This window comes from Magnetococcus sp. PR-3 (genome assembly GCF_036689865.1).
GTDB lineage: Bacteria > Pseudomonadota > Magnetococcia > Magnetococcales > Magnetococcaceae > Magnetococcus.
This window is the reverse complement of sequence record NZ_JBAHUQ010000001.1, coordinates 234,103-246,381: the sequence shown is the minus strand read 5'-3', so window position 1 is coordinate 246,381 and position 12,279 is coordinate 234,103. Positions and strand designations below refer to the sequence as shown.

General features: G+C 49.3%; 6 protein-coding genes. All 6 read left to right on the top strand.

The window, feature by feature from the left end:
• Nucleotides 1-383: 383 nt before the first annotated feature.
• A complete protein-coding gene (locus tag V5T57_RS00990) occupies nt 384-5,744 on the top strand; it encodes a transporter substrate-binding domain-containing protein (protein WP_332889281.1) in 5,361 nt (1,786 codons plus the stop codon).
• Between the two features lie 34 nt (nt 5,745-5,778).
• Nucleotides 5,779-7,368: a response regulator gene (locus tag V5T57_RS00985; RefSeq protein ID WP_332889280.1), complete on the top strand. Its 1,590-nt coding sequence runs from the start codon at nt 5,779-5,781 to the stop codon at nt 7,366-7,368.
• Between the two features lie 502 nt (nt 7,369-7,870).
• Complete coding sequence (ercA, locus tag V5T57_RS00980; protein WP_332889279.1) at nt 7,871-9,031, top strand: alcohol dehydrogenase-like regulatory protein ErcA; 1,161 nt, start codon at nt 7,871-7,873, stop codon at nt 9,029-9,031.
• The gene (locus tag V5T57_RS00975) at nt 9,015-10,793 is read left to right on the top strand and encodes a putative bifunctional diguanylate cyclase/phosphodiesterase (RefSeq protein WP_332889278.1); all 1,779 of its coding nucleotides are present in this window, start codon (nt 9,015-9,017) and stop codon (nt 10,791-10,793) included. Before ercA ends, V5T57_RS00975 begins: the two co-directional genes overlap by 17 nt.
• Before the next feature lie 2 nt (nt 10,794-10,795).
• Entirely contained in the window at nt 10,796-11,233 is a 438-nt protein-coding gene (locus V5T57_RS00970) for a gamma-glutamylcyclotransferase family protein (protein WP_332889277.1), read from the top strand.
• A 60-nt stretch (nt 11,234-11,293) separates the two neighbouring features.
• On the top strand, nt 11,294-12,253 hold the full coding sequence (locus V5T57_RS00965; RefSeq protein ID WP_332889276.1) for a PilZ domain-containing protein: 960 nt from the start codon (nt 11,294-11,296) through the stop codon (nt 12,251-12,253).
• Nucleotides 12,254-12,279 lie beyond the last annotated feature (26 nt).

Genomic DNA, 12,279 nt, shown 5'->3' with positions numbered 1-12,279 from the left:
TCTTTTAATGGGTCAGAGTTGGCTGTTTTTTAAGTAAAATTGATTTTGCTATGCAAAAGAATAGTAAAAAAGGTAAGTATGCTTAACAACACACATGAAAATGTACAAAAGGGTTGTTAGTAGAATTTTGTGTTATGCTTGTCTTTAAATACATATAAAAACTGTATAAACATAGTGTCGTGAACGCGGGTTTTTGCCAGGGGAAAAACCAATGGTCAATGTGTGCGGGGTTGTTTTTATTGTGATCAAATGTTGGAAAGTAGGCATAAACATGGTGAAGTAGAGGAGGGTGTTGGAGGGAAAAAATAACCGAAAGCTGTTTTCACGGCCCTAAAACCTGCTTGGTGGGCGATAGGTTGTCGAAGCACTTTTAAGGGGGTGAGATGTTTGTTCGTGCCATTTTAAGTTTATGGGTGCTTGTTTGTGTCTCCTCCGCCATGGCCTCCCCCGTGACATTAAGTGAGGAAGAACAGGCTTGGATGGCCCAACACTCCGTTGTACGTGTTGGTGTCGATGGTGGTTATGCCCCATACAGCTTTAAAGATGGTGAGGGTTTTAAGGGGATTGCCTTAGATATTTTATCCATCGTCTCAGAGCGCACGGGGCTTACCTTTCAAGCTGTACCTGATTTAAGCTGGCCAGAGATTGTACAAGGATCCAAAGACCACACCATTGATGTAATCGCAACGGCATCCCACACCGTTGAACGTGAGAGTTTTCTGAATTTTACCCCTATTTATCTACCCACACCGTTGGTCATTATGACCCGTAATGATGAGGTTTCCATTACCTCTGCGGAAGATATGGTGGGTAAGCGCATTGCTTTGGTCAAAGCATATTCTAGTTCTAATAAAGTGCTCAATGCTTACCCCGATATTCTACCCTTTATGGTCGATACTGCGGCCGATGGTTTGCGGGCGGTCTCTGTTGGTCAGGCCGATGCCTATGTGGGGGTGGTCGGGGTAAACGACCATGTGATCCGTCAAATCGGTTTAAGTAATCTAAAGGTGGCCGCGGCTTATGAGATGAAGCTCAATGGCCAGCGCTTTGGGGTTCGTAAAGATTGGCCCTTATTGGTGGGGATTCTTAATAAAGGTTTGGCCACCATCACCCAGGCCGAACAGGTGGCCATTTTTAACCGTTGGCTACCGATCCAAAACGCACTGACAGAAAAACGAGCCAAAGAGTCGATCTCCCCGCTTAAACTCACGGCGCAAGAGCAGGCGTGGTTGAAAGCGAACCCCAAGATCAAAATTGGTATTATGGAGGCATGGCCTCCTATGGACTTTACCGATGAGAAGGGGCAACCCCAAGGGATTGGGGCAGATACGGTTAAAACCTTGGATGCCATGTTGGGGGGGGGCGTCTTACATCTGCACCCTGGGGATTGGTCAACCATCTATCATGGTGTGAAAAACAAAAAGCTTGATGCTGTTATGGGGATTACCCCCACAGAGGCTAGAGCCCCTTATTTTCATTTTACCTCACCCTATCTCAGTGTCCCTCACGCCATTTTTGCCCATAAAGAGAGCCCCTATATAGCGGGTCTTAAAAGTTTACAGGGCAAGACTGTGGTTGTGGAAAAAGGCTTCTTTGTGGCGGGGATGTTGATGAAACACTTTCCCTCCATACACCTTATGGTGCGCCCTAATACCCGAGAAGCGCTTTATGCCGTCTCTAAAGGGGAGGCCGATGCCTATGTGGGTAACCGGGCTGTGGCGCAATATCTTTTAGAGCAGGAGTTGATTACCAATGTGCAAGAGATGGCGCTGGTTTCCATTAGCCGGTCCATTAATACCATTGGGGTCCGTAAGGATTGGCCAACCCTGCAAGTGATCTTGCAAAAAGGGTTGGATCAAATCTCGGTTGAACAAAAACGGGCTATGGCGGCACGCTGGGTTAAAGGGGAGGTGGGTAACCCCAATGAACTGGTTCTGACGGAAGAAGAAAAACGGTGGCTGCAAGCGCATCCTACCCTCCGCTTAGGTGTGCAAAATAACCGTGCACCCTATGAATATCGGGATCGGGCAGGCTTTCATCGTGGTATTGCATCGGACTACATCGCTCTGTTGGACCGCTATCTTAAAGCAGAGATGCAAACCATTACGTTAAAAGATTCCTCTGATCTTCAGCGACAAAGGGCGCGTTTGGATCTGGTCGCGGCCATGACGCCGGTGGAGGCGAACACCACCCAAATGTTGAGTACCCGCACGTATCTGCAGTTTCCTCTGGTGATGATGATGCATAGAGATGCGCCTTTAGTGAAAGGGATTGTCGATCTAAAGGGGCGTACCGTATCCGTTGTGCAAGGGGTGTTGGATATCTCCATGCTGGCCAAACAGTATCCTTGGGTTATGTGGCGAGCCTTTGGGTCAAGTGGAGAGGCCATGCAGGCACTGTCCAGAGGCGAGGTCGCTGCTCATCTGGACAGTATTCCAGCCATTCATATGGCTATGGAGCGTTTCTCGTTGGAGAACCTGCATGTTGTGACCCCTACAGATTTTAAGTTGGATCTGGCCTTTGGGGTACGTGAGGATTGGCCTGAGTTACGTCATATTTTGGATAAAATTATTCAATCCATTCCTGAGGCGGAGAAGCACGCCATCATTCAAAGCTGGCTGCGGCCAAGAACTGAAACAACCATGGATTGGGCTTATCTGTGGAAGGTGGTGGGGAGCATTCTGCTGGTTGTTGGCATTGTGTTGGCGCTGGTGATGGTATGGAACCGCCGTTTAAGTCGAGAGATTGAGGAGCGTAAGCGTGTTGAAGAGGAGCTCTCTAAACTTCATCGTGCCGTAGAGCAGACTCCGGTCTCTGTGGTCATTACGGATTTGGATGGTCGCATTGAGTATGTAAACCCCACGTTTTGTAAAAGTAGTGGCTACGATGCCTCAGAAGTTGTGGGGCGAACCAACCGTTTAATCAAATCTGGTCATACAAGTGAGGAGGAGTATACCCAATTATGGGCTCAGATCACGGCGGGTGGTGAGTGGACTGGGGAGTTCCTGAACCGGACAAAAAATGGGGAGTTGATTTGGGAGCGTGTGTCGATATCACCGGTGCGATCCCCTGATGGGGTGATTACGCACTATCTTGGTATCAAGGAAGATATTAGCCAGATGAAGCGGGATCAGGAGACCTTGGCGAGAGCCAAAGAGAGTGCGGACCGGGCCAACCGGGCCAAAAGCAGCTTTTTGGCCAATATGAGCCATGAAATCCGTACGCCGATGAATGCCATTGTCGGTATGTGCCACTTGGCGCAGCGTATTGCGGTGGAGCCCCAGCTTCGGGACTATTTGGGCAATATCCAAGTTGCGGCTGATACCTTGCTGGGCATTATTAATGATATTTTAGATATCTCCAAAATTGAGGCAGGTAAGCTTAATTTAGAAGAGATCCCTTTTCAGTTAGAAGAGGTGATTAACCGTATGATGCGCCTGCAAGGGCTGAAAGCGCAGGAAAAACGGTTGGAGCTGATTGTTAACCTGGAGCCGGATGTACCAGGTACCCTTATGGGGGATCCTCTCAGGCTTAATCAGGTGCTGACCAACTTGGTCAATAATGCCATTAAATTCACCGAACAGGGCGAGGTGGTGCTCACGGTAGAACTGGCCGCCAAGCGTGGTGATGATATTACGCTGGCGTTTGAAGTGCGCGACACGGGCATAGGTATGGATCACGCTCAGATGGAGTCGCTTTTTGCACCTTTTCAGCAGGCGGATGATTCGATAACCCGGCGTTATGGCGGCACGGGGTTGGGCTTAAGCATTTGCCGTAACCTTGTACAGATGATGGGGGGGGAGCTGACGGTCGAGAGTGTGGAAGGGCAGGGGTGTCGTTTCCACTTCTCTTTGGATAGCCACATTTGCCATACAGACATTACCCATACCCCAGAGCGACAGCCTATGCCACTTGGGTTGAGGGTATTGGTGGTTGATGATAATGCGGAATCCCGCCGTGTTTTACACAGCATGTTGGCATCGTTTGGTTATGACGTAGATCTGGCAGAAAGTGGTATATCGGGTGTTCAGATGGCGCACGATGCACTGGCGCAGAACAAACCTTATGATTTGGTGCTGATGGATTGGCAAATGCCGCAGATGGATGGCATTGAAGCTGGGCAAAAAATTTTGGATCTACAGCAACCTGACACTCAGGCCATGCCTGTGATGATTATGGTCACAGCATATGGTAATGAAGAGGCGCGTGATGCGGCCCGTGGTTGTGGGTTTAAAGGATATTTGGAAAAACCCATTACCCCTTCGACCCTCTACGATACCATTTTAACCGGGTTGTTCATGCCGAACTCAGCGGATGCTCCTATGGTGGAAGAGGCTTCTTGGCAGCGTGCCGCACCTGATCTATCCGGTCACCGTGTGTTGGTGGTCGAGGACAACGCCATCAATCAAGCCCTAGCCCAAGAGATGCTGGCCTTGGCTCAGTTACAGGTGATTACGGCCAACCATGGTCAACATGCGTTAGAGGTGTTGGCGCAAGAGCAGGTGGATCTGATTTTTATGGATATTCAGATGCCTGTTATGGATGGCTTTAGTGCCACCCGAGCTATTCGTGAAAACCCTAATTGGTCAAAAATTCCCATTATTGCCATGACGGCCCATGCGTTAGAAGAGGACCGGCAAAAATGTTTGGATGGTGGTATGAACGACCATTTAGGCAAGCCCATTGATCCTGAGTTGCTTTATGCAAAGGCGGCACATTGGTTGGGTTATCTTGGCGGTGTTGTACCCTCTCTGCCTCCGGGCCATACCAGCCGCCGTAGTGCCCTTAGCGGTAAACGGGTGTTAATGGCGGTTTCAGACGTTGCGGTCATGGAGCCTATTGAGGATCTTCTACAGCAAAGTGGGGTTCAGGTTGAACAGGCATATGCAACCCGGTATGACTTAAACAGTTGGCAGCCTGATCTGGTTATGGTGGACCGAGCTGGTTATGAGAGCCCCCAGGTGCGGCATATTTTCAGTTTATATCCCCACTGTTTTACCATTCTTGTCGAACATGAAGATAGCGCCGGAGCATCGCGCCCAAGTTGGGCGAATGATTGGGTGATTGCACCTGTGGAGAGTATTACACTGATGGCAACCCTTCAGTATGGTATTCAAGGTGCAACCGATGCCACAGAGCAGGAGGGGATTGCGCTTCCCGCTGGTGATGAGCATATCTGCATTCAGTGGGCGTTGGCGCAAGGGGCGGGGAACCGTGCTTTACTTAACCGTTTAATGGGCGCTTTTGTGGCAGACCACGGTAAGGATGTTGAGCAGTTGGGCTTGCTGGTGGCCAAAAAACAGTGGGTGCAGATGGCCCGTCTATCCCATGCGCTGGCTGGGGTGGCGGGTGGTATTGGTGCCATGAAACTGCACGCCTTGGCCAAACGCTTGGAACTGCATGGTGAGAAAAAGCGTGATGTTGCAGCAACCCGTGTGTTTAACCTATTGATTGAAGAGATGGAGGCTGTTATGAACCGCCTTCAACCGTTAAGCGAGGTTAAACCCCCTCTGCAAGCCAGCGCACAAACAGAGATTTTAGATGATGCCGCTTTACAGGTACAGCTACGGGCGCTGCAACAGTTGATCCATGCCGGAGATCCTGATGCTGTAGAGGTCATTGCATCCTTAAAAACCGTGGTTGCACAGGGTGAAATGAAAAACAGACTGGATCAACTGGATAATCTATTGCAAGATTATGAGTTTGAAGCAGCATCCGAACAGTTGGATGCATGGCTGGTATAGTTGGGGTGTTCATTAAAGTGGGGTCAGGCCCACAATGCAGTTGCCTATTATGGGGAATATGGTGATGTCCAAAAAAGCCAAGATTTTGGTCGTGGATGATGAGCGTTCAACCATTGATCACATCGTGACGATCCTTAATGGAGAGCATGCGCTCTGTGTGGCCAAAAGTGGTGAGCGTGCCCTTGCCCTGGCTAAGACGGATCCCAAACCGGATTTGATCTTACTGGATATTATTATGCCAGAAATGGATGGCTATGAAGTCTGTCGCCGTCTTAAATCCGACCCAGAGACCAAAGAGATTCCCGTTATCTTTTTAACCGTTAAAAGTACGGTGGAAGATGAGGCTTTTGGGTTGGAATTGGGGGCTGTGGATTATATTGCCAAACCGGTAAGCCCGCCCATTATTACCGCACGTTTGAGCATTCATCTAACGGCTATTAATGAAGCCCGGATGCGTCTACAAAAAGAGCGCGCTGAGGCGGCCAATCATGCCAAGAATGCCTTTTTGGCCATGGTGAGTCATGAAATTCGTACACCGATGAATGCCATCATGGGTATGAACGAGCTCATGAACCTTACCCCGTTGACGGACAAACAAAAAGAGTATGTCGCCTCTCAAAATCGGGCTGGTCAGGATCTGTTAACCCTGCTTAATGACATCTTGGATGTCTGTGATATGGAGCAGGGGGAGTTTACTCTCTCAGCGGGTAATTTTCGTTTGGCTGATGTGGTGGCCGTTGTTCAAGCTGTGGTGGGTGAACGTGCTCGCTCCAAAGGGATTGAGTTTGACATAGAGACAGACCCATCGGTGGGTAATCAGTTGGTTGGTGACCGTCACCGTTTAACACAAATATTGGTTAACCTCTGTGGTAATGGGGTTAAATTTACCCATGAAGGTGCGGTGCATTTACGGATTGAAAACCATGCCCAGGGCCTATCCTTTACGATTAAGGATACCGGTATTGGTATAGGGGACGCAGATAAAGAGCGTATTTTTGAAGCGTTTAGCCAGTCTGATATCTCTTTAACCCGTCAGTATGGTGGTATGGGGCTAGGGCTGCATATTACCCGTCAGCTGGTGGAGCTTATGCAAGGCACGATTACGGTTGAAAGCCAGCAGGGTCATGGTAGTACCTTTTGTGTGGTAGCCCCTTTTGGCCATTGGCAAGAGGATCCTGAGGCACCGAAGAGCGATCATGTGCGTGAGCCAAAAGAGCCCACCAATACCCCTGGGCTCTCGATACTGGTGGCTGAGGATGCTGAAGATAATGCACTGCTGTTAAAGCACTATTTTAAAGAGAGCACCCACCAGCTTACCTTTGCCCGTGATGGGCAAGAGGCTCTCTCTTGTTATCGTCAAGGGGCGTATGATCTGATTTTAATGGATGTGCAAATGCCGGTGATGGATGGCTACGCGGCTACCCGGCAAATCCGGACTTGGGAGCGTGAAGCTGGGGTGGATACCATCCCCATTATCGCATTAACGGCGCATGCGATGGCCGATGCGGTTGCGGATGCTAAAGCCGCTGGGTGCACGCTGTTTCTCTCCAAACCGATCCGTAAACAGCGTCTGCTTGAGGTCATTGAAGCTTTGAGTAACCCCAAAACCCTGCTGACACCCTAAAGAGGAGTGTCGGGCTTGCAATGCATTTAAAGGGTAGAAGGCGCACATACCTTAACTTGATCTCTACTTGCCTTCTTTAAAGCGGGGTGCCCCCCTTATCCCTCTATGCCGAAATAGGGGGGGGAAGCTGCAACCGTGGAAAATGAGATGATATGGACAATATCGTGGTAAAAATTGAACGAAAAACCTCTTTTATTGATCTCCTTCGTTCCCCGTGTTGAGGGGAATAAACGGTCTGTTACCTTTCTTGACGTTCCCCCCCCATCGCTTTTTTTCCAGCGCAACAGCCTGATTCTCCATAGCAACTTAGTTTTTTATATTTGAAACAGCAAATTCCTAAGGTGCAACTTAACTTATGCAGGATAAACATCCTTATGCAGGATAAACATCCTTATGCAGGATAAGCGATTTGAATTTCTGCATCTTTCATGGTCAGCGTATGCTTAAAGGTGGGAAAGTATGGGAGATTAACACCATAAAAGCGTGTTATTGGGGGCCAGCCATGGAGAATATCTGCACACTAAGGAAGTTTGTGGTGCCGGAAACCGTTTTTGGGGTCGGGGCTCGCAAGATGGTAAGCCAGTATGTGCGCAACTATGCAGGCAACCGTGTATTGATCGTGACTGATCACGGTGTTATGGCTGCTGGTTGGGTCGGGGAGGTTGAGCAGTTACTGACAGAGTCGAAGATTGAATCTGTTGTATATGCCCAGGTAACGCCTAACCCCCGTGATGAAGAGGTTGAACAGGGCGCTAAGCTTTTTAAAGAAGAGAAGTGTGATGTTATTGTGGCCGTTGGTGGGGGCAGTCCTATGGATTGTGCCAAAGGCATTGCAGTGGTTGCCGCCAACGGTGAGCCCATTGGGCACTATGAGGGGATCGACCAGATTGAACATGCCGGTCCACCTTTGATCTGTATACCCACCACCGCAGGTACGGCCGCTGACCTTTCTCAATTTGCTATTATTACAGCCCTGAGCGAGCGGCGAAAATTTGCGATTATTTCTAAGATTACTGTGCCGGATGTCGCCTTAATTGATCCTGAGACCAACCTAAGCATGGACCCTATGCTAACGGCTTGTACTGGGGTGGATGCGCTGGTTCATGCGGTTGAAGCTTTTGTCTCATCGGCCAGCTCCGCTTTAACGGACACCCATGCACTGACGGCCATGGAGTTGGTCAGTCATAATCTGCCTCAGGTTTTATCCAACCCAGGGGATATTGAGGCACGGGCACATGTCGCCTTAGGCTGTATGCATGCGGGAATGGCGTTTTCTAATGCCAGTTTAGGTGCTGTACATGCCATGGCACATGCTTTGGGGGGAATGCTAGACCTACCTCATGGTGAATGTAATGCGATTCTGTTAAGACATGTGGTGAGTTTTAACAGCCGCGCTGTGCCTGAGCGGTTTGATATCGTCGGTGACCGAATGGGGTTGGATCTACGTGGTTTAAATTCCGATGACAAATTAAAACGGTTATTGGGTCATATTGATAGTTTTACCCATGGTGTGGGTATAAAGGACAGCTTGGGCATTAAAGGGGTGCGCAGTAGTGATTTACCGGGCTTGGCTTACAACGCTATGATGGATCCCTGTATGATTACCAACCCCCGCCGCCCCAATCAGCGGGATATTGAGGTGGTGTATGAAGAAGCGCTCTGATAAGGCTGATAAATGGGATCAGGCACGAGATCAGATAATCGGCCTTGGGGAGCGTTCGGTTCGTAAAAGCCACTATCCTCAACTTAAACGTCGGCTGGTGGAGCTGGAGCGCTTTCGTACGCTGCTCGACCATGCGCCGGATATGATCTTGCTGGTTCAGCTCGATGGCTTTCAGGTCATTGATGCCAATGCCTCCGCGTGTGAACGCTTGGGGCAGGAAAAAGGGCGGTGTAAAGAGGGAGGGCTTTCGGCCCTGTTAGGGGAGCCTGTTTTACAACGGTTATTGGATTTGGAGACCCATCAACAGAGCTTAGAAACCACCATTGACCTGGTAGAACATGCAGAGTGCCCCGTAGAGATACGATTAAATACGGTGACGTTAGAGGGGATCCATTACGGTATTTTAGTGATCCGTGACATTCATATCCGTAAGGCCCATGAGGCCACCATTGTCCAGCAAGCCAACTTTGATACCCTCACCAGTTTGCCAAACCGGGTCTTAATGATTGACCGTATGGGGCAGGCTATTTTTCGTGCCCAGCGGGGGCGGGCTCGTGTGGGTTTGATCTGTTTGGACCTAGACCGTTTTAAGCAGGTTAATGATTTTGTGGGTAACGCGACGGGTGATGCGTTACTCAAACAAGTCGCGGAAAGGTTAAAAGGGTGTATTCGTAATGAAGATACCCTGGCACGGGTTGGGGGGGATAAGTTTGTTGCGATACTCCAGCAGCTGCATGAACCTGCTCAGGCCTTGATGATTGCAGAAAAAATGTTGGATGTCCTACAGTCACCACTGGATTATAAAGAGCATGAACTGATCATTACAGCCAGTATCGGTTTAACCCTCTATCCAGATGATGGGCAAGATCCAGACACCCTGTTTGGGCATGGTGATCGGGCCATGTATCAAGCCAAAGAGGATGGTCGAAATTGTTTGCGTTTTTACACGCCGGAGCTGGATCAAGCGGCCCGAACCCGTATTGAAATTGAATCCCACCTGCGCCAAGCCAAGGTGCAAGGGGAGTTAAGTTTGGTCTATCAACCCTTGGTTGACCTTCAGCAGCAGAAAATTATTGGTGCAGAAACCCTGTTGCGTTGGACCAGTCCCCGGCTGGGGGATATGGCACCGGATCATTTTATTCCTATTGCCGAAGATTCTGGGGCTATTCAAGAGATCGGTACCATGGTGTTGCAGTCTGCCTGTGCCCAAGGGGCGGTTTGGGCTCAGCAGATGGGGCATTTTCGGCTTTCGGTCAATGTCTCTGCACGGCAGTTTAAGGCACCTGACTTTGTAGCGTTGATCGCTGGCTTAATGTCACACTTTCCTCCTGGACTTGAGCTTGATCTGGAGCTGACCGAACACCTGCTTATTGAAGATGATCAGCAGGTGGCTAATACCCTGCAACAGCTTAAAAATCTAGGTGTACATCTCTCTATTGATGACTTTGGAACCGGCTATTCATCCCTCAGTTATCTCAAACAGTTTCCTATTGATATTCTTAAAATCGATCGTGCTTTTGTGCGGGATGTGGATCGGGATGAGAACAGTGCCTCCCTGACCCGTGCCATCCTCTCTATGGCACAAAGCTTAAATTTGGGCATTATTGCTGAGGGTATTGAACGGGAACAGCATCTGCATTTTTTATTGGAGCATGCTTGTCCCTGGGGGCAAGGGTATCTGTTTAGTGAGCCTTTGCAGCCAGCTCGTTTTGAGGCCCTTTTAAAGCAGGGGCTTTCACCTTTGATAACCAATTTTCAGTAACCATGCAGACCTCTTACTATCTGGCTTATGGTAGTAATTTAAACCGCGCCAAAATGGCCAAACGCTGTCCGGATGCTCAAGCGGTGGGTTGGGCAAAGCTGACCAACTGGCAACTCTGCTTCCGTTATTGGGCCGATATTGAGCCAGCTCCGGGACAGCAAGTTTATGCAGGCATATATCGTATAACCGAACGCTGTGAACAGGCTTTGGATGGTTATGAAGAGTTTCCCCAGGTCTATGATAAATGCTTTCTGACCATTCCTGTTTTTTTAGAACAGCAACCTTATAAACAGGCATTGCCGGTTATGTTTTACCGCATGCACCCCACAGCTTACCAAGCCCCCTCAGTAGACTATTTACAAGAAATAAAACAGGGCTTTTTGGACTTTTTATTCCCGACTACGCCACTTAACCGCGCACTTGCCCAGGTTTTTTCTTAACCCAAGGCGGCTAACTGCGGTAACCTGCGGTAACGGTGAACTTGGTTACAAGGGGATATCATGGCTGAAGAGCTAGAAGAGCTAGAAGAGCTAGAAGGGTTGGATAAAGAACCCAGTGAGTATATTGACCAACCTAAAAAAATCGTGGCGTTGATCAAACAAGCCCTGCTGGCGGAAGAGCATGTAGAGGTGCGTATTAATGATCAACCTCGGGCCTTTTTTACCCAATTTCTCGATCATGAACCCCCCTCAGCGAATGCCGACCCGGTAGAGGAGGATATGCAGGAAGAAGGGGAGGGCGAGGATGAAGGTCCTTATGAAGAGCTCTCCTACCTGGATAAGCAAGATCGCTTGCTGATTGCGCCTGTGGAACCGGCTGTGGGTAACGGGCAGGTGCGGGCCAGCCGTACATTGAGCCTGCTCTTTTTTGATAACCGTAAAAGTTTTACCGCAGATGTGACCTTTAAACAGGTTGTTCAGCAACAGGACGGGCCTGTTTTTGAACTCAGCTTTCCCGAACGGTTGGGGGTGCGACGTATGCGACGTCACTTCCGTTCCCGTGTGGAGTATGGGGTACGTACCAATGTGACTGTAAGCCCGGAAAAGGGGCGCAAGGTCTCCAAGGTTGAGTTGATTAACCTGAGTATGGGGGGGCTGGCTTGGAGCAATGCCAAGTTGATCAATGAATATGAACCCGGTACCCGGTTGAAGTTTAATCTGGAGGTCGACCGTCTGCCCTCCATTGAAGTGTGGGGTAGTGTACGCAACCAAGGTATGGAAAAAGTACCTCGTCGCGGTGGCAAGTCCATCTCTCAACCTGTTGTGGGTATTGCCTTTGAGTTGGAAGATAATCTGCTGGTTAAAAGAGTTGAAGAAGCTGCAACCTTTGTTCAGCGTGAATACTTAAGCCGTTTGAAAATGAAACGGGAGGCACTACAAAAGCCTGAAGCCAAAGCGCCAGCCGGAAAAAAAGCGGCTCTTAAGGGTCTATTTAAAGCCAAGAAAAAATACTTTTCCTAACCGATGATCCGTAGGGGGTTGTGACA

What these genes read in the sequence shown, in the direction of transcription:
- V5T57_RS00985 (WP_332889280.1), top strand. Translation starts at nt 5,779, where the DNA reads ATGCAGTTGCCTATTATGGGGAATATGGTGATGTCCAAAAAAGCCAAG.
- ercA (WP_332889279.1), top strand. Translation starts at nt 7,871, where the DNA reads ATGGAGAATATCTGCACACTAAGGAAGTTTGTGGTGCCGGAAACCGTT.
- V5T57_RS00965 (WP_332889276.1), top strand. Translation starts at nt 11,294, where the DNA reads ATGGCTGAAGAGCTAGAAGAGCTAGAAGAGCTAGAAGGGTTGGATAAA.
- V5T57_RS00975 (WP_332889278.1), top strand. Translation starts at nt 9,015, where the DNA reads ATGAAGAAGCGCTCTGATAAGGCTGATAAATGGGATCAGGCACGAGAT.
- V5T57_RS00990 (WP_332889281.1), top strand. Translation starts at nt 384, where the DNA reads ATGTTTGTTCGTGCCATTTTAAGTTTATGGGTGCTTGTTTGTGTCTCC.
- V5T57_RS00970 (WP_332889277.1), top strand. Translation starts at nt 10,796, where the DNA reads ATGCAGACCTCTTACTATCTGGCTTATGGTAGTAATTTAAACCGCGCC.